This is a genomic window from Clostridium sp. JNZ X4-2 (assembly GCF_054889485.1).
The window spans coordinates 254,713-275,235 of the sequence record NZ_CM142685.1 but is presented as its reverse complement, the minus strand read 5'-3'; the positions used below and the strand labels follow the sequence as shown (position 1 = coordinate 275,235).

Genomic DNA, 20,523 nt, shown 5'->3' with positions numbered 1-20,523 from the left:
CAGATTAATATTGTCATTTAAAATTTTTAATGCCAGGATAAACCACCTTAAAATCATGGTCTTTTATGGAATTTATAAATTTAACTCTTCCCTTATTCTTAAATTCCTTTCTCATCCTGTTAAAACCAGATGCAATACTCAGGGATCTCTCTCTGGTATCTAAGGCTATTATCTTCTCATATATCCACATGTTTCTATTTATATAATTATAGAAATTTGCATTCTTTCTATTTGTTAAAACGCCAGGACTGGTTATCACTATGCTGTTATACCCCAATACAACCTCTATTCCTCTGGAGAAATCTGAATAGTCCCTATATACCATAGCTTCTCTTATTCCCTCGTTCACCACTTCTACAGGATATGATTTTATAGTTATAATATCCCTAGTTATCTTCTCTGCCTCATCCATCATAGAAATCAAATCCCCTTGAATTATACTCACAGGATTTGAATTTCTATTAATCTTATTAACTATTTTTATCATATTGTGTGGAATGCATACATTATTAATTTTAGAAAAGACCAATAGCCCGCCTAAAGTACTCATATATTTCCCGGAGTTCTTATCCATATATATTATTGAAGCATTTTCCATTAACTCTACTCTATTCTCATCGGTAATTTCTATCCCCTGTGATAGAAAATATCTCCTTACTATAGAATCATCTATACAATTCAAATCACTATGGGGTATAGGGCATAATTCCACATTTATACTTAAATTTTCCTGAAGGGCAGAAATTATCTCCTGTTTGCGCATAGTATCGTTGGTTGAGCCTCTCCTTATATAAAAGGCTCCATTGTCCCGCATTTGATAAGGCCTTTGAGGACTGTCATATATATTTATTACAGCTATATTTTTCCCGTTATACTGTAAAATTTCAAGTGAAACCGGTATTGGAGGATCAATTCTGGAACTGACTATCTGTTGTATTTTTTCTTCACTAAAATTTATTTCACTAATACCAAGTACTTTCTTGCTCTTGTCTTCAATTCCTATTATCAAATAACCTCTGCCCCCTCTGGAATTAGCTATAGCACATATGTCCTTGGCCAGCTCCTTTCTTCCACTATCATTTTCAATATTCATACATTGTTTAAAATCTAATTTAGGTCCTTCTATTCTTTTCAATAGATTGAGAAACTTTTTTATATTCATAAAGATAACCTCGACTTTATTATATACATGATTTTGCCCTTTATTGCATACTGCTTTTATTAAAATTCCATAATTAATCCATATAAATCAATTATACTCCATTCCCACTGCCAATTGACATATTTTAATTCCTCCAGGTTCTTCCTTTATTTGCTAATAGAATCTAAAATAATAACTGCCCTTATATCTGCTGTATTTTAGTGATACCAATGAATCTAGAAAAGCAATATTTTTCTAAAACATTGCTTTTTTATTAGAATATGGTATAATAAATCTAGAGTTTTACTCTAATTATAATATTTATGTATATTAGGTCAAATTTTTTCAAGGTACTATATTCTCCTTAACCCTAGGAGGTAGATTATCAAGAATAAAATTAGTCCTGGTTAAGGAGGTTTATTTAAATGGCAGATAAGACAATCGTGTGTAAGGACTGCGGAAAAGAATTTGTATTTACTGAAGGTGAACAAGAATTTTATAAAGAAAAAGGATTTGAAAACGACCCTGTAAGATGCCCGGAATGCAGGAAAAAGAGAAAGTCTGAAAAGAACAGGATGAGAAGATAGAAATAAAGAGAGATGATTTGCCTCTCTTTTACCTATTATACAAATTATGGAACTGATAAAGGTCATATAAAGTTTTTAACTTTGTATGACCTTATTTTACATGAATGCTTATACAATCATTTGACTAAATTGGCTTTTTTCAAGACTTTTGCCAGAGGAAGTGCTATAACTATTCCAACAATACTCTGTGCAATATTCCCCGGAATTTCTGCTGCCGATAGAACAAATGCCTGTGAGAAACTTATATTGGTTACATAATGCATCATTAAAACTCCAGCCATATAATATCCAGCTATCATCCAAATGCAAGCCATAATAAATGCCAGCACATTATTCCACAGCCTTTCTCCATTATATTCTCCCCTATAAGCAATGGTGGCTGCAATCCATGCCATAATACCCTTTATAAAAAATGTAAAAGGTGCCCATATAGCATAAGGTGACAAAATGTCAAATAAACTCATTCCTATGGCAGCTGATAAAAAACCCTTTTTCCTTCCCAATAATACTGCTGCCAAAAGTACCATACTGTCTCCAAGATGTACAACTCCTTTAAACACAACCCCTGTTGGTATGTTAATTACAGATGTAGCAATATAGGTTACTGCAGCCATAAGTGCTACTTGAATCATATCCCGGACTTTTAAATCACTAATACTTAATTTTTTTTGTTCCATTACAGTCAATCCCCTCTTTAATTATAAGTTAGTAATATTATATTTACATTTCTACAAAAGTCAAAATGTATGGGTACACCTTAATATCTAATAACTTTGTTTCATAAGGGTAATACTATTTACAGATCAAATAATCTTTAAGTTCAGACAGGGTTTGCCCCTGAATGCTTTTGATAAATAAACTTAAAAGGAGAAAACTATGGTATTTTTCAAATGGCTCTGCAGCCTTATATTGATATTCTTTTTAATGGCATTGATATTAAAAACAGGGAGATTGTCTATAAGTATTTTACTTTTAATATGTATTCTGGTTTTTATAATAGATATATTGGTTGTTAGAAAAAAGCATATATAATTCTGCAATTCTTTAAGTTCTTCCACCTATTCCCTTATGTACTTTAAAAACCAAATTATCCTTAAATATTTTGTATACTTACTGTTTTACTCATGATATAATTTATTTTGTACATAGGGAGGTTATAATTTTATGCAGAAACTTGTAGAAAAAAATATAGGGAAAACAATAAAATATATATGGTCAGAACTTTTGGAACTACTAAACAGATATTATTTTGTGCTTATAGGTTTGTTTTTTTTACATAAGGCTCTACACCTGGCACCTTATTTGTCCATTAGTTTAACTAGTAAAATATATATGTTTATGATTGTTTTAATATGTTTTACTGCTTATTCAGATATTAGACAGGATGTTAAATTAATTCCATTCTTGATGTTATGTTCTGTTTTTTTCTTGTTTATATTTTATATAAATGAACATGGATATGAATTTTGGGGAAAGATGTTGAGATGGCAAATAAGCAAAAGCATAATAGTGAACTTGAATCCTATTTTCAGCAAAATACCCTTTAACGATGGCAGTTTTGCAAGAATATACAAGTCGGAAACCTTAACCTGGTTTTTTAGGATGGTATATAATAATGGTTTTGTACTGCCTGTTCTATTGGCGATATACAGATCCGCCCTGATTAAGGATTTTAGGAAAATGATTCAATATGCATTATCAGCTCATGTTTTACAAATATTTTTAATAACTCCATTTTATCTTACTTTTCATCTTCAGGAAGTATGGTATGTACTTGGACAACCTGATGGCTTGGCTAGACACCTAGGTCCCCAAGCTGCTGCTGGTATTACGCTGAATTGTTTTCCATCTATGCACACGTCCATATGTTTTGCCATGTTTCTGCTAGCACTTAGAGAACGTAATAAAATATTCAAATTCGTATTTGGCTTTTTCTGTTTAAGTGTAATATATTCAACTTTATATCTTGAAATTCACTGGGTAATAGATGTAATTGCCGGCATGATTCTGGCATATGTAACTGTAAAATTATCAGATTTTATATTGGACAAGTCTAAAATATTACTTGAAAAACCATTAAATGCATTTTATTATAAAAAGAGCAAACCCATTTATGTTAAAAATTATTATTTATATACTATGAAAAACTAATTTATCTTAAAAACATACAGGCCTTAAGTATTTTACTTAGGACCTTTTATTTTCACTAGTTCAAATGGCATTGACATTAATATATAATAAAGTTAAAATCAGTAATGAAACTAATAAAGAATAGGAGAGAAAAGGTAGTGGCAGACTTAAGAAAAGAGATAGAAAAAAGAAGAACCTTTGCGATAATATCTCATCCAGATGCAGGTAAAACAACCCTTACTGAAAAGTTATTGTTATATGGCGGTGCTATAAGGCTTGCAGGTTCAGTTAAGGCTAGAAAAGCTTCAAAACATGCAGTATCCGATTGGATGGAAATAGAAAAGCAAAGGGGTATTTCTGTAACATCATCAGTAATGCAGTTCAATTATGATAATTACTGTATAAATATATTAGATACGCCAGGTCATCAGGATTTCAGTGAAGATACATATAGAACCTTAATGGCAGCAGACAGTGCTGTAATGGTTATTGACGCTGCAAAAGGAGTTGAGGCCCAGACAAAAAAACTCTTTAATGTGTGCAGTTTAAGAGGTATACCCATATTTACATTTATAAATAAGATGGATAGAGAAAGCAAGGATCCTTTTGAATTAATGGAAGATATAGAAAATGTTCTCGGCATAAAGTCCTACCCTATAAACTGGCCTATAGGATCCGGCAAGGATTTTAAAGGTGTGTATGACAGAAAAAGAAACTTAATAGAAGTTTTCAATGGCGGCAATCATGGCCAGACTGCAGTAGCATCTGTAGAAGGCACTGTAGATGACGCTGTATTCAAAGATTTACTTGGGGAACCTCTTCACCAAAAACTTCAGGAGGACATAGAGCTTTTAGATATAGCAGGAGATAAATTCAATGCCAAAGAGGTTAGAAATGGTTTATTGACACCGGTATTTTTTGGAAGTGCCCTTACAAATTTTGGTGTAGAACCTTTTTTAAAAGAATTTTTAAGTTTAACCACAGCACCATTGCCTAGAAAATCTGACATTGGGGAAATAGATGCCTTTGATCCTGGGTTTTCAGCTTTTATATTTAAAATACAGGCAAATATGAATCCATCACATAGAGATAGGATTGCATTTATGAGAATATGTTCAGGAAAATTTAAAAAGGGAATGGAAGTATTCCACATGCAGGGAAAAAGCAAGGTTAAACTCTCCCAGCCACAACAATTTTTAGCCCAGGATAGAGAAATAGTTGAAGAGGCCTATGCAGGAGATATAATAGGAGTATTTGATCCGGGGATCTACAGTATAGGGGATACTCTCTGCTCTGCGGATAAAAAGTTCAAATTTGAAAGTATTCCTATTTTTGCACCTGAACATTTTGCCAGAGTCAAAACCATAGACACCATGAAGCGGAAACAATTCATAAAGGGAATAAGTGAAATTTCTGAAGAAGGTGCAATTCAGGTATTTAAGGAATTAAATATAGGTATTGAAGAAATCATTATAGGAGTAGTTGGTCTGCTTCAATTTGAAGTGTTGGAATACAGGATGAAAAGTGAATATAATGTAGATATAAAAATAGATGTATTACCTTATAGAGCTATAAGATGGATAGAAAATTCCAATGTAAAATTGGATGATTTGGTTTTAACAAGTGACACAAAAAAAGTAAAAGATTTAAAGGGAAGAGATATATTGATATTTCAAAGTGAATGGACCATCAGCTGGGCACTGGAACACAATAAAGGTCTTGAATTGTCGGACATAGGAAAATCAGAATAATAATGGAGAGCAAATTAACCTTTTTAATTTGCTCTCCATTATTATAACAGATAAATTTCAAAAGTTTACTTTAAAAGACTTTTTACCTTGAAACAGGTATAAACCCTATTTTTTTCTGCATCTTTCTCAAGGTCTTATTGGATACATAATAGGCCTTTTCTGCTCCCTTTTTATATATATCCTCCAAATACTTTTTATCCCCAAGTAATTCCTTTACCTTATTTTGTATTGGTGCAAGTTCGTTTATTACAGCTTCTGCTGTATCATTTTTAAATTCGGCATATCCTTTATTTTCATACTTACTTTCTATTGTTTCATGACTCATACCTGTAATGGCACTCAATATATTCATAAGATTTTTTATTCCAGGCTGATCATCGGTATATCTCACCTTTCCCAAGCTATCGGTAACACATCTGTTTATCTTTTTTCTTATAACCTCAGGATTATCCATAATCAATATATAACTATTGGGATTATCTGATGACTTAGACATTTTCTTCCTAGGATCCTGTAAATCCATTATCTTGGCTCCATCTTCTGGTATATACCCTTCAGGCAAAGTAAACGTAGGGCTATATGCATTATTAAACCTTTCAGCTATATCTCTTGTAATTTCAATATGTTGAGTCTGATCTTTTCCTACAGGCACAAGATCTGCATTATAGAGTAATATGTCCGCAGCCATCAGTACCGGATAATTAAGAAGTCCCGCACTTACAGCTCCCCCTTCAGCTCCATACTTTTTAGATTTGCTTTTATACTGAGTCATTCTCTCAAGTTCTCCTACGTAAGTAAAACAGTTTAAAAGCCATGCTGCTTCACTATGAGTGGAAACATGAGATTGAATAAATATGGTGTTTTTTTCCGGATCTATACCTGCAGCCAGATATATGGCTAATACTTCAAGAGTCCTTCTTCTCAAATCCTTTGGCTCCTGCCTTACAGTTATAGCATGCAGGTCCACTACGCAAAAATAACAATCATATTTATCTTGAAGCTTTACCCAATTCTTTAAAGCTCCAAAATAATTTCCTATAGTCAAGTTTCCTGAAGGCTGAATCCCGCTAAATATTACTTTTTTCTTGTCTTCCATAATTTTATTACCTCCAACACTGCAACATTTTTATTGACAAAAAACCCCATAATATAAAATTATAGGGCGTTATTAACGCTGTACCACCTAAATTCAAAAAGATTAAAAATAATCTTCCCCTTTAAATAGATCACAGAATCCTATCTTGTAACGTAAGAATTACGGTTAAAACTACTAATTTAATTCATTTTACTCCTCCAGAACCCATTCAATTCAAACATGATTATTGTACTTTCACCACATACAACTCGCTTAAAATCTGTTTTTAAATCTACTTGCTTTCTTTCAAAGGATTTAAACTATATTATATATTTTACTATAAATACTCAAAAAATACTATGTATATTTATTTTATTTTCAATAACCCCCCTGATTTTTACAGGGGAGTTATTGTCAATACAAAATATTATTTTTTCCAGAGCCCGTGTAAATTACAATATTCTCTTGCCATTACCACTTTTTCATCTAATTTAAATGCAGCTTCCGGTTTTTCACCTGGTTTCAGATACTTTCTATAAATTTTATTTTCAGTGTGAACTTCAATCCATTGAATATAGTGCTCCGGTGTCATTGGATGCTCCACTGCACCAACCTTAACCAACACTCCGCCATCTATTTTTTCAACTACAGGTACATGTTTTTCAACAGCAGCGTCTACAGTATTTTCCTCCATCAATTTCATAGGTTTACCACAACAGACTAAAACTCCGCCGCCTTTATAAAGGACCTCAACTATATTACCGCATACTTCGCACTTATAAACTTGTTTAACTTCTATCATAATCCATTCCTCCTCATACTATCTTGTATGGATAATACTTCTACATTTACAATATAAAGTCCTTCTGAAACCCAGCATTTTTAATCCCATATAATTGATTTTTATTTTAATAAGACCTTGTTCATATATTTACTTTAACCTCATGGCTGCCTTCCCTTAAAAAAGGTATGATTCCATTTTGAAGTTCATTTCCGTCCAGCCATATCCCCTTCTTTTCACTTTTGACAACTTCCACATTGTACAGACATTTTCCTCTGGTGTATCGTATATTATAACCCTTCCAGCTGTCCGGTATAGCAGGAGAAATGGTGAATCCCGACTTCTCCTTGAACTTCATTCCCAGTATTGTCTCTATACCTGCCCTGTACAGCCATCCCGCTGCACCTGTATACCAGCTCCATCCTCCTCTTCCCATATGAGTGTCCACAGCATATACATCCGCTGAGACTACATATGGTTCTACTTTATAAACTTGACAATTCAAATAAGTCCTGGCATGGTTTATGGGATTTATCATGGAAAAGGTCCTATAGGCCCTGTCATTATCACCTATTTTGGCAAGAGCTATAACTGCCCATATGGCTGCATGGGTATATTGTCCTCCATTCTCCCTGACACCAGGTACATATCCCTTAATATATCCCGGCTCCAAAGAAGACTTGTCAAATGCCGGATTAAGCAGCAATATTATGCCTTTATCCTTCTTTATAAGGTTTCTATCCAGGGCATCTACAGCTTCTTTAGCCCTGGATTCCCTTGCCGCTCCTGATATAACAGACCAGGATTGAGAAATGGAGTCAATTTGACATTCTTCATTTTTAGCAGATCCAAGCGGAGTTCCGTCATCAAAATATGCCCTTCTGTACCAGCTTCCATCCCAGGCATTTTTCTCCAGATTATCCTTTATAAACTCCTTTGACTTCAAATATTTATTTTCATATTCATTATCTCCCATAAACCTGCATATTGGTATAAATTTATCCAGTATACTGTACAGGAACCATCCAAGCCATACACTTTCTCCCTTACCCTTATTGCCTACAGTATTCATACCGTCATTCCAGTCCCCCGAGCCCATAAGAGGTATATTATGTGGTCCAAATCTCAAAGATCTTTCAATGGCTTTTATACAGTGTTCATAAACATTTCCTTTTTCTTCGGATATATTGGATATATTATATCTTTCATCTTCTCCCTCTTTTAACTGTTCATCCTGTAAATATGATACTTTTTCATCCAATATACTGTAATCTCCCGTATTTTGGATATAATCTTCCACTGCATAGGGCATCCAGAGCAAATCATCTGAAAATCTGGTCCTAATTCCACTTCCTATAAAGGGATGCCACCAATGCTGAACATCACCTTCCAGGTACTGCCTGGAAGCACTGTATACTATATGATCTCTTGTTATGACAGGATCCACATAGGAAAGAGCCATTACATCCTGAAGCTGATCCCTGAATCCATAAGCACCTCCCGATTGATAAAATGCAGTTCTGGACCAATACCTGCAGGATAATACCTGATATATAAGCCATCCATTCAACATAATATTCATGGAAGCATCCGGTGTATCAACGTATATAGTATCAACCAGGTCTTTCCAGTAATCCTGAACTTTTTTTAATTCCATACTGACATTTTCCGCATTACTGTACCTTTCAACAACTCTGCTTATCTGCTCAAAATTATCCTCCTGTCCCAGAAGAATTATAATTTCTCCCTGTGAGTTCTTATCCAATTCTATTTTCACATTCTGGGCCATACAGGGATCAACTCCGGCACCAACTTTATTTGAAAAGTTTTCAAACTGAAGAGCTTCAGGATAAGATATGTCCCCCTGTCTCCCTATAAATTCCTTCCTGCTTCCAGTATAGGACAAACCTTGACCACCTAAAATTTTCATATAACATATTCCATTTTTAAAATATTCACTATACGGATTCCTTGCATATAAAAATCCTTGTTCATTATCAAATCCGGTATATATATACTGTGCCGTCTGCTCATGGCAGACCCCCAATACCAGCTTTGCATAGTAAGTTACTGAAAGTTTTCTTTTATGTCCGCTTATATCCTTCAATCTTATCCTGCAAACCTTCACACTATCCTCTTTATCTGCAAATACAGTCATCTCACCTATTATACTGTCAGCTTCATGTTTAAAAGTAGAATACCCAAAGCCATGTTCTACAACATACTCTCCAGAATCTCTAACCGGCTTGGGGGATATACTCCATACATGCCCTGTTGTCTCATCTTTTATATAAATTTCTTCTGCTTCACCATCCACAACCGCATCATTAGACCAGGTTGTAAGCTTATTTTCCCTGCTGTTTTTATTCCATGTATAGGATACTCCATTTTCAGAAATATGGAATCCAAATTTTTTATTTGAAATCACATTTATCCATGGTGCAGGTGTATTGTTATAGTTTTTTAATATTATTATATATGCCCTTCCGTCTTTAGAAAATCCACCCGTATTATTAAAATATTGAAGTGGGGGTATTTCAAAATTATAGGAGGAACCTGCCCTTTCATTATGCCTGTAATTTCTGCAGTCCTTCTTTGTCTCACCTTTTATGGAATCCACATTATCCATAAATTGATTAAATGATTCTCCATCTTCTCCATCTATTACAAACCTGGACACAGCTTTTAGGAAATCCACATCCTGCTCTTGTATTGAACTCCTATTATAGATAAATATTTTCCCGCCTTTATTTCTTTTAATTCTAGACAAGCTAGAATTTACAGCATCCCTTAATTTATCCTGAAGAGGCTGTGTATAAGAACTATCTTCCAAATTTAACAAAACCAAATCCACCGGAAGATTTTTCAGAGTCCAGTATTCATGGGCACATAAAAATTGTCTTACAAGACTCATATGATTTTGGCCTCTTATGACAAGAAGAACTATAGGTAAATCTCCTGAAATTCCATAGCGCCACAATGCCGACTGACCACTTTTTATACTCATGATATACTTGCATCTGTTTTGAAATGAATCATTGAAAAATAAAATCTTAGAAGCCATTTTCTGATACACATTTATCTGGTTTGATTTTATTCCAAGGTATTTCATCTCCAGTTGAGTTTCAGTCCATGAAATCTGAAACATCCTATTTACATTACATATATCACTGTATTTATCCGCAAGTTTAACTGCATTTTCTTTAGAATCTGCCAGCATGGTACTGTAAACTGCCACGCCAATTTTACCTGGTTCTATCCTTATTCTAACTCTCATGCTTATTATGGGATCAATTACCGCTCCCACTGACTGGGTAAGCTGTACATCATTATCCATTACTCTTGGATTCACAAGATTTCTATTTCTGCCTATAAAATTATCCCTGCTGGTTTCATATTGAACTGCACCTACTTGTTCACCTTCCACTGCTATAGTCTGCATGAGCCATTTTTTCTGTTCATCTGCATTTCTAGGTCTTCTGCCTGCAATAATGCAGACTGGCTTTTGAATAAATTCAGTTTGTATGAATAAATTTCCAAAGGCAGGATGAACCAAATCTGCATTATAAGGTGCCAGTGTCACTTCCAAATAACTGGTGATCTCCACCTCCCTCACAGAATTGCTCATATTTGCAATTGAAATTTTTCTTATCTCTCCCCTATCCTCATGAGACAGTGTAATTTCTGTATGAGTTCTTAAATTCCCATCTTTTCTTTTAAACTCCGATTTATCCGGAGAGAATACAGCCTCATATTCTTCAGGTGTGCATTTACAAGGTTCATAGGCGGCACTCCAATATTCGTTGGAATTTATATTCTTTACATAGAAAAACATTCCCGTATCATTTGCAACAACATCTTCACGATACCTATATACCATGATATCATCCATCTTGCTATATCCACTGCCGCTATTTGTCACCATTAGAGAATAATTTCCACTGGAAATTATATTTACCTCCGGTATCTTTGTCTTTGCAGTATCATATCTTCTTGTGATTATATTTTCATTGTGAAAAGCTATCCTAGTTTCTCTAACATCTTCTTCTCTGTCATAAACAATATTCCCGGATACTTTTTCTTGAAGCAAAAGCTCTACAGCCTTTACCCTTGGTATTCTATGAAATCTTTTCTGAAGTATATTTCCCATGAGAACATTGTCCAATGACATAAGACTCATCCCTTCATGATGTACCATAAAACACCTTACCAAGGCATTTTTTTGGTTTTTGTGAAGTCTTTTCTTTGTATAATCCAAAGCATCATAAAATCCATACCTTCCCTCGGCCTTTAATTTAACAATTGACTTTATATTATTCAAGGCATTTTTAAAATCCACCTGAAGAGCCATTACAGAAGCATAGGGAGCAACTACCAATTCATTAACAAGACCTCTCTTTAATCCAATTCCAGGAATTCCAAATGCCTTGTACTGATATACGGAATTCAAATCAAAATCATAATATGCGGATTCTGAAATACCCCAGGGCACATCCTTGCCGGCAGCATATCTTTTTTGTGCCTCAACTATATATTTATAAGTATTTCCCAATAAGGTATTGGGGAAACTTCTCATAATTATTAGCGGCATTAAATATTCAAACATAGTTCCAGACCAGGAAGCAAGAGCCTTGCCTCCTCCAGCACAAGTCATAGCCCTCCCCAAATTAAACCAATGGGATTTTTCTACCTGCCCCTTGGCTATGGCTACAAAACTGGCCTGTCTGGCTTCTGACGCAAGTAAATCATAATAATTATTACCTATAGTACGATTTTCCACATTATATCCAATAGCAAAAAGCTGCCTTTTTTTATCATATAATATACTAAAGTCATGGTTTTTACTCATTTTTACAAGTTTATCTTTTATATTTTTCACTTTAAAAACAAGATCACCTATTCTGCAGCTGGTATTATCCATCAAATTTTTCAAATCATCTATACTTTTATTACAATCTTTTTCATCTTTACAGTAATCTTTAAATTCACAGTGAAGAAATTTATCAATTGCCCCGGGCATTTCTTTCAAAGGTGTCTTATCCGCCAATTCACCCAACCCTGCTTTAAAGTGTCCGAGTTTTTCATTTTTATTTATAAAATCAACCCAGGGGAAAAATTCATTTATTTCCTCTTCAAAATCAGATGCCATGTATTCAACTTTTTTATTCCAATACAAGTCACCCTGCTCTTCACTGATTCTTCGTGATTTTTTTATAATTTCATTTAAAAAGTTTTTTATAAAAAATACATCAGATTTGTTTTCTGCATCAATAAAATCTTTATATATATTTTGAATTTTAAATTTTTCACCTATTTCCTCATCAGCTAATTTTAACGTATCCTCCAGTCCCAAAACAATATTTTTATTTACAAGGGGGTAACCAATGTATTCCTCCAGTGCTTCCTCTGCAAGCCACATATATCCCACCAGATTTCCACTATCCACTGTAGATATATATTTAGGTTCAAGAGGGATTTTAGTTTTTATATCATACCAATTATAAAAATGGCCCTTATATTTTTCCAATGATTCCATATTCAAAATTATATTTTCAAGTCTGTACTGGAGCTGTCTTACTCCAATATACCCCAAATCATAAGCTACTATATTTGACGTGATCCCCATGGCCATGTTAGTTGGAGATGTTCTACAAGCTATACCCTTATAAGGGTTCTCCTGATAATTATCTGGTGGTAGCCAATTATTTTCCGGCAGCATGAAATCCTCAAAATAAGCCCAGGTTTCTCTACTCAACCTTCTCAACAGTTCTTTTTCTTCACATTTCATCTGTATTTTTTCATTATCCTTTTCTTCCCTGCTTACATTAAATGCCGTCCAAGGTGCAAAAAACCAAATTATACAAAAGGGCAGCATTAAAAATACAGTATCTATATTATTCCTAAAGGCCAGCAGAGCTATAACCACCCCGGTAACACTGCATATCCACATGGATTTCAGGTAACCTTTAAATGTTTTTGTGGAAACCGCTTCCGTATCTGCTGAGGTCTGCCATTGAAGCAGATGCTTTTTACTTATAAATACCCTGTAAACTGTTCTTGTGATAGCATCCCACATTAAATAGGCCTGATAAGGTAAAAAGCTTAATATAAGGAAAAATTGTTCCACTGCATTTTTAGAATTCCCTATTTTCCCTGGAAGGCTTGCTTCCCCGGCAGGGCATACTACGGTTTCCGATACATCAAAAAATATAGGGCATAACAATGAAATCAATGCCACAATCAGAAGATTATCCGGACTTTCAAATACAGTTAGAGCTATTATAATGAGTATCATTATGCCTGGAGATACCATGCTTCTTCTTAAATTGTCAAATATTTTCCATCTGGATAATTTATTCAAAGATCCTTTCTTGAAAATCCAGGGTATTAGCTGCCAGTCACCCCTGACCCATCTGTGCAGCCTTTTGCAGCTGGAATCATAATAGGCCGGATATCCGTCTATAAGCTCTACATCCGTTAAAAGAGCAGCCCTCACATAGGACCCCTCCAACAGATCATGGCTTAACACAGTGTTTTCAGGTATTTCATCTTTTAAAACCTTATTAAACACATCCACATCATAAATTCCCTTACCTGTAAATATTCCTTCATCAAACAGATCCTCATACACATCAGAAATAGCCGTAGTATATACATCTATACCAGTCTGGCCGGAAAAAATGCTTGAATACAAAGTCTTATTTGCACTCAATACGCCCACACTTACTCTTGGCTGCATTAACCCATGCCCTCTTATTATCTTTTTATTATCCAAATAAGGCAGATTTAAGGGATGAACCATAGCTCCTATAAGTAATTTAGCTGTATCTTTGGGGATCATAGTATCTGCATCCAGAGTTATTACATATTTCACCTTATACAAATTTTTTATATCCCCGCTTATAACCTCATAACTTGTAGTCTTATCTCCTCTTATCAGGGAATTGAACTCCATTAATTTACCACGTTTTCTTTCCCATCCAATCCATTTTTCTTCCTTTTCATTGTATTTTCTGTGTCTGCTTAAAAAATAGAATTTATCTTTTCCCTGACACCCATATTTTTTATTAAGCTTTTTCACTTCATGCAATGCAGTACTCACTATGGATTTATCTTTATCATCTTCCTCTCCAGTATTATCCTTGAAGTCTTCAAGAAGTACAAAATATAGATTTTCCTCTTTATTTGCCAGGTAATACACTTCCATGTCACTGATAAGATCCCTTATTCTATGTTCGTCACTTGTAAGCGCAGGTATTACCACTGCAGTACTGAACTCTTCAGGTATACCCTGTTTAAATTCTATTTTTGGTATGAACCTGGGTTCTGAAAGTTTATTTATACTCCAGTTAAATATGGATAAAAATATCTCACTGCTTGGTATTAGAAGCACAATTGCCCCTATTATGTACTGCCATAAAGATAAGCCTTCCAGATAAAAATTTATTCCTGTTATAAGGGCATCTAAAAAAATAGTTCCAAACATTATAGTTCCTATATAGAAGTCTACAGTTATATTTTCTGTAATTTTAAAATCAATTTTCCTGTATTCCTCACCACTGTTTTTTATCTTTTTCTTTAAACAATCCCTGCCTTCATCCATTAAATAATAACCTACATGCTTCTCATACTCTTCTCCAGATTTAGAAGCTTCTTCAGCACATTCCAATACTTTTTTTGCTATAAATGATTCCGGCACATTTATGGCTTTGGATAATTTCTCTACTCTATGTCTATAGTAATCCCTTGAATAAAAATCCATTTTACTATAGATTGCTGCAGGATCCTTTTCTAAAATCCGTTCTACATAACTGAGATGTTTAAAATTTTCTTTCCAGTTTAGAGCACCTATCTCTCTTATACCATTAATGAAGTTTTCCATTGAGATCTGGCATATTCCCTGTTTCTGGTGATCAATGTTTACCATTACCTTCACAGTTCTGTCTATCTTGCCTAATTCTTCATCTATCCAGTTGTATACTCTGGAGTCCTCTATAAAATTATCTCTTAATATCGTTATAAACTTTTCTGTGAAATGAGATGTAAATTTGATTTTTTCTTTCCTCAGCTTTTCTATCCCATCATTTACTTTCTTTCCTGAATTTATAATTTGCTCTGCTGCAGCTTCAGCCCTATTCCTCTCTTTCTGCATAAAAATTATATCTTTTGTTATAATGCCGATATTTTGAATTAAGGCTATTCTTATCATTACAGGAAGTGCCCAAAGCTCACAATTCTTTAATATTGTATTTTCCTCATATGTATTTATGAAGTCTTCTATGGTATCTTCATTTACAGTACCATATGTATGTGACAGCATTTCTTTGGCAATATAATATATTCGGGGATACCCTTTCATAATGCCTTCTGTTATAACAGGTAGCTCTCTGTAACAGCTCTCCGGCATGCTGGTCTTAATATCCTTGTATTCCTTTTTTATCAGATACAGATTATCCAAAAGCCATTCAGCACAGGGTACTATTTCTATTCTTCTTTTGATCTCATCCTCAAAAAAGCTGCGCCCATTTAAAATGTTCTTATACTCTTCGTTCAAACTCCGCATTAACTTTTTCTTGCAGCTTCTCTTTCTGTCAGCTGCTGGAACAATGGATATTTTCCTGGCATATTTTTTTAATTCTTCTCTGCTTACATTGAAGGAAGAAATATCATCTCCCATATTATCGCTTACATCACCACATTTATCCAGATTATTATAAATTACCACAAGCAGTATGATTATAGTCAAACCTATAATATAAATCATAAAAAAATCCATCCTTTCCTGTAAAAAAAAGTTGTGCAGTACTTATTGTTTCCAATAAAGCACAAAATATTAATTCACAGATAGGATAGATTTAAATTAAATCATTATTTCATTTTCTATCATTTCATCAAAACTCTGTCTTCTGACAATCTGCCTTGCCTCTCCATGTTTTACAAGAACCGCTGCTGGAATCGGAATCTTATTGTAATTGCTGGCCATGGAATATCCATATGCACCTGTGGTAGATACCGCCAGGATATCCCCCGTTTTAGCTTCCGGAAGCTTTACATCCTTTATTAATATATCTCCGGATTCACAGCACTTTCCCCCTATGGTTACAGTTTCTTCATAACTGCTGTGAACTTTATTTGCTACAGCACATTCATAATTGGCGCCATAAAGGGCAGGTCTTATATTATCCGCCATACCCCCGTCTACAAATACATATTTTCTTATACCGGGAATATTTTTTATGGCTCCTATAGTATAAAGGGTCGTTCCTGCATTGCCTATTATGGATCTGCCCGGTTCTATTGTTAAGGATGGAAGTTTTATGTTAAGTTCTTTTGACTTTAGCTTTGCACTTTCCAGTATAATACCACAAAAGTCTTCTATGGATTTGGGTTTGTCACCTTCATTGTAATATATCCCGAATCCCCCGCCCAAATTTAATTCTTCCACTTCATAACCCGTTTCGTCTTTTATTCTTCTAACCAGTTTAAGCATGATTTCAACTTCATCCTCATAGGGTTTTATTTCAAATATTTCGGAACCTATATGGCAGTGGACACCCACAAACTTTAAGTTAGGCATACTCATTGCTTTTTTTATCATATCCATGTATTCACCCTTTAACATGGTAAATCCAAATTTTGAATCAACCTGTCCTGTCTTTATATACTCATGGGTGTGGGCCTCTATACCCGGAGTTACCCTGAGCAGCACCTTTTGCACTATATTCTTTTTTTGTGCCAAAAGATTTATTTTCTTCATTTCACAGAGATTGTCTACGACAAATCTGCCCACTCCAAAATTTAATCCCATTTCAATTTCTTCCGGTGTTTTATTATTACCATGAAAATAAACTTTTTCCATGGGAAAACCACTTTTTAAAGCAGTATAAAGTTCTCCGCCTGATACTACATCCAAATGTAATCCCTCACTGTTTATTATATTGCACATGGCTAACGTTAAAAATGCCTTTCCAGCATAGGTTATCTTATTATTCTTATCTGCTTCAAAAGCTTTATGATACCTCCTGCATTTATCCCTTACAAAGTCTTCATCTATTACATAAAGAGGAGTTTTAAACCTTTTTACCAAATCTTCTGCACTTACTCCGCCAATATACAAAATATTATTTTTAACTTCCATATTTCCAAATAACCTCATACTGGTTTTCCTCCCAAAAGTTTTTGCATGAATACTAAAGATTGAATTCCCTGGCTATAACATTTATGGTTCTGACTTTATCTTTCTGATTTATAGCACAGGTAATTCTTATTTCTGATGTAGTTATCATTTTTACAGTTATATCATTTTGTCTAAATAATTTAAACATCCTGGCAACCACTCCTGATGTTGTTTTCATACCTATGCCAACTATGGAGAATTTGGTTATATCCTCATCTATATCAATTTGGACTTCGTTATTTGAATAGGACTTTAAAATACTTAAACATTCCTTCAAATCATCTTTAGGTATGGTAAAAGATATATTTACCCTGTTATTTATAGGTGCCGTCTGACTTATCATATCTACATTTATTCTTTTGTCGGCTATTTTTTCAAACAAGTTGGCAATAATATTTATATCATTGTCAATATTTCTCACTGTAATTGCTACATCCTCATCACTAGTAGCCAATCCTGTTACCGGCTTACTTTCCAAATTCATATCATCTACCCCCTTAATAACTGTTCCTCTTGTATCACTGTTGCTTAAACCCACATATACAGGTATATTATATTTCTGGGCAAGTTCTATAGATCTAGAATGCATGACCCGAGCTCCCAGACTTGAAAGTTCAAGCATTTCCTCATAATCTATTTCGTCCAGCTTTTTAGCATCTTTATATTCCCTGGGATCTACACTGTATATTCCATCTACATCAGTATAAATTTCACATGTTCCATTTAATTTCACTGCTATGGCAACTGCTGTAGTATCTGATCCTCCTCTTCCAAGGGTAGTGACATCACCTTCATGATTTATGCCCTGGAATCCAGCTGCAATTACAATTTTCCCATTGCTTAGGGCTCTCTTTATTTTATCTTCATCTATGTCATCTATGAGAGACTTTCCGTACTGTCCGCTGGTTTTTATCCTGATTTGATAAGCTGTATAACTTACAGCATCATATCCTAAATCCTTAATTGCCATAGCAAGCAGCGCACAGGATCTCATCTCACCGGTAGACAAAAGTGCATCCAGTTCTCTCTTATCCGGATTATCTGTAATTTTATTTGCAAGAGTTATGAGATTATCTGTAGTATCCCCCATTGCCGATACTACAACCACCAAATTATTACCATCCTTAACCTTATTTACTACTGACTTTGCCACAGTTTTTATCTTTTCCGGAGTTCCTACAGAACTCCCTCCATACTTTTGAACAATAATCGCCATAATACTCCCCCCAAAATCTTTTATTATCAAGTTATCCTTGGATTCAAGCGGAGTTTTCACACAGGGAATACTAATACCTTCCATACCTGAACCTTAGAAGAACCAATCCATAAACATAACATTGCCTGGAATCCCTGGGCTTTGAAAAAGCTGTAGGTGCCAGCAATGGCAGTCATCGGATAAAAAATAAGTACAGTAGAGGAACACACCTATACTGTACAAACATACATGGTTGTGTACCTTTGTAGCTCTCCACTAAAAATAAATAAATATTTTAATGACAACTCTGTACATATTCTATACAAAGCCAAAATCAGTTTTGCCAAACTAATTTTTCGGCCGCAATTCCTTTCTTTATTTTTCAAATGTCTGCCAACTCAAAATAAATACTATTAATTACAGCACCTCTACCCTAGGTAGCTAAATTATTAAATTGTTCTAAGTTTATCATAAATATTTACTGATTTCAACTATTTTTTTAAATTCCATTGAAACAATATTATATCCTTTAGTGGAACCTATAAAAAATGTCAGCATATTATATTAATGATTGTAATAGGTAGGAGTGTGTATAATGAATGATAAAATGAGACATTTCTTTACAGGGGGAAATACTTGGGAAGGACTTCACCTGTTTTCGGACTTTATAACAAATCAGAAAACATTAAACAAGAAATTCTTTTTTAAAAGCAAGTCCATGCTTTTAAAATCTTCCCTGATGGAAAATATAAGTGAGTATTTTAACAAAAATGGATATGATATAGAATGTTACCATTGTCCTTATGATGAAAACTTATTGGATGGAATAATTATAAAAAAATTGAACATAGCATTGTTAAACAGCAGTCTATTAAATGTAATAGACTCTCAATTGTCATATGAAATACTAGATTTAGAGGAAAATTTAAATAAAAATAATTTTGAAGGATATGTGGAGAAGGAAAACTGCATCAATGCAGAAATCAAAAATATATCCAAAAGATCCTACAGGTTTATAAAAACTGCAAAACTTATGCAGGAAGACTGGGAACACTATAATAAAGATGCTGTTGATTATTCAAAACTGACTGCAACCATGGAAGATCTCGGATCAAAAATATTACCTGACGTCAGCCCGGGAAACCAGGGAAAAAGCAGTCATCTGTTTGCCACCGCCCTTACTCGAAACGGTATAGTATCTTTTATAGATACCCTGTATAACGATATGGATAAAGTATATGTGCTGAATGGTGATCCCGGTACTGGAAAAACACTGGTTCTTAGAACTCTTTATGAAGAAGCTGTAAAAAGAGGGCTATATGTGGAAGTATATCACCATCCTCTCATAACAGATAAGATAGATCACATTATAATTCCCCGGTTAAATACTGCCGTCATAACCTCCAATGAGATTAACAAAACTCAATTTAACGGCATACAAATATATATGAATAACTTAATTGACTACAGTAAAATAAATAAAGCAGATGTAGAAGAAGATAAAACAAATTTCTATCTCTTTCTCAATAAAAGTTTATCTATATTGTCTTCGAATAAAAAGCTCCAGGATAATCTGGAAAAATGTTATTTTGAAAATATAGACTCAGATGCCCTAAGCATTACCTGTGAGAAATTCTTTAGCAAAATAAAAAAATATGAAAAAAATCAAAAAGCATGATGGGTTCT

At 34.1% G+C, this 20,523-nt stretch carries 12 protein-coding genes, 1 riboswitch and 1 other annotated feature; of the genes, 5 read left to right on the top strand and 7 right to left on the bottom strand.

The window, feature by feature from the left end; translation table 11 throughout:
• Nucleotides 1-13: 13 nt before the first annotated feature.
• Nucleotides 14-1,162: an AlbA family DNA-binding domain-containing protein gene (locus ACYUJ6_RS01455; protein ID WP_461844124.1), complete on the bottom strand. Its 1,149-nt coding sequence runs from the start codon at nt 1,160-1,162 to the stop codon at nt 14-16.
• A 404-nt stretch (nt 1,163-1,566) separates the two neighbouring features.
• Here ACYUJ6_RS01455 and ACYUJ6_RS01450 point away from each other — a divergent pair, with 404 nt between their 5' ends.
• On the top strand, nt 1,567-1,728 hold the full coding sequence (locus ACYUJ6_RS01450) for a zinc-ribbon domain-containing protein (RefSeq protein WP_369703707.1): 162 nt from the start codon (nt 1,567-1,569) through the stop codon (nt 1,726-1,728).
• A gap of 116 nt (nt 1,729-1,844) precedes the next feature.
• On the opposite strand, the gene ACYUJ6_RS01445 is transcribed toward ACYUJ6_RS01450, so the two are convergent.
• Nucleotides 1,845-2,405: an ECF transporter S component gene (locus ACYUJ6_RS01445; RefSeq protein ID WP_461844123.1), complete on the bottom strand. Its 561-nt coding sequence runs from the start codon at nt 2,403-2,405 to the stop codon at nt 1,845-1,847.
• 199 nt (nt 2,406-2,604) lie between these two features.
• On the opposite strand from ACYUJ6_RS01445, the gene ACYUJ6_RS01440 reads away from it, so the two are divergent.
• The 3 genes from ACYUJ6_RS01440 (at nt 2,605) to ACYUJ6_RS01430 (ending at nt 5,609) form a co-directional block, all read left to right on the top strand.
• Nucleotides 2,605-2,760 (top strand): hypothetical protein, encoded by a 156-nt coding sequence (locus ACYUJ6_RS01440; protein WP_461844122.1) that lies wholly within the window; start codon nt 2,605-2,607, stop codon nt 2,758-2,760.
• A gap of 132 nt (nt 2,761-2,892) precedes the next feature.
• Nucleotides 2,893-3,879 (top strand): phosphatase PAP2 family protein, encoded by a 987-nt coding sequence (locus ACYUJ6_RS01435; RefSeq protein WP_461844121.1) that lies wholly within the window; start codon nt 2,893-2,895, stop codon nt 3,877-3,879.
• Nucleotides 3,880-4,016: 137 nt separating this feature from the next.
• Entirely contained in the window at nt 4,017-5,609 is a 1,593-nt protein-coding gene (locus ACYUJ6_RS01430; protein WP_461844120.1) for a peptide chain release factor 3, read from the top strand.
• 82 nt (nt 5,610-5,691) lie between these two features.
• Here the strand turns inward: ACYUJ6_RS01430 and trpS are convergent, their stop codons facing one another.
• The 5 genes from trpS to ACYUJ6_RS01405 all read right to left on the bottom strand — a co-directional run bounded on the left by trpS (nt 5,692) and on the right by ACYUJ6_RS01405 (nt 18,858).
• Entirely contained in the window at nt 5,692-6,705 is a 1,014-nt protein-coding gene (gene trpS / locus ACYUJ6_RS01425) for a tryptophan--tRNA ligase (RefSeq protein WP_461844119.1), read from the bottom strand.
• A 59-nt stretch (nt 6,706-6,764) separates the two neighbouring features.
• Nucleotides 6,765-7,003: a binding site (T-box leader), on the bottom strand.
• Nucleotides 7,004-7,111: 108 nt separating this feature from the next.
• A complete protein-coding gene (locus tag ACYUJ6_RS01420; RefSeq protein ID WP_461844118.1) occupies nt 7,112-7,486 on the bottom strand; it encodes a desulfoferrodoxin in 375 nt (124 codons plus the stop codon).
• A gap of 121 nt (nt 7,487-7,607) precedes the next feature.
• On the bottom strand, nt 7,608-16,229 hold the full coding sequence (locus tag ACYUJ6_RS01415; RefSeq protein WP_461844117.1) for a GH36-type glycosyl hydrolase domain-containing protein: 8,622 nt from the start codon (nt 16,227-16,229) through the stop codon (nt 7,608-7,610).
• 96 nt (nt 16,230-16,325) lie between these two features.
• A complete protein-coding gene (gene lysA / locus ACYUJ6_RS01410) occupies nt 16,326-17,621 on the bottom strand; it encodes a diaminopimelate decarboxylase (protein ID WP_461844116.1) in 1,296 nt (431 codons plus the stop codon).
• Nucleotides 17,622-17,655: 34 nt separating this feature from the next.
• Nucleotides 17,656-18,858 carry an aspartate kinase gene (locus tag ACYUJ6_RS01405; protein WP_461844115.1) on the bottom strand — a complete coding sequence of 401 codons (1,203 nt, stop codon included), beginning with the start codon at nt 18,856-18,858 and terminating at the stop codon, nt 17,656-17,658.
• Nucleotides 18,859-19,095: 237 nt separating this feature from the next.
• A riboswitch (Lysine riboswitch) is annotated at nt 19,096-19,276 on the bottom strand.
• Nucleotides 19,277-19,432: 156 nt separating this feature from the next.
• Here ACYUJ6_RS01405 and ACYUJ6_RS01400 point away from each other — a divergent pair.
• Entirely contained in the window at nt 19,433-20,515 is a 1,083-nt protein-coding gene (locus ACYUJ6_RS01400) for a PRK06851 family protein (RefSeq protein WP_461844114.1), read from the top strand.
• Nucleotides 20,516-20,523: the final 8 nt, after the last annotated feature.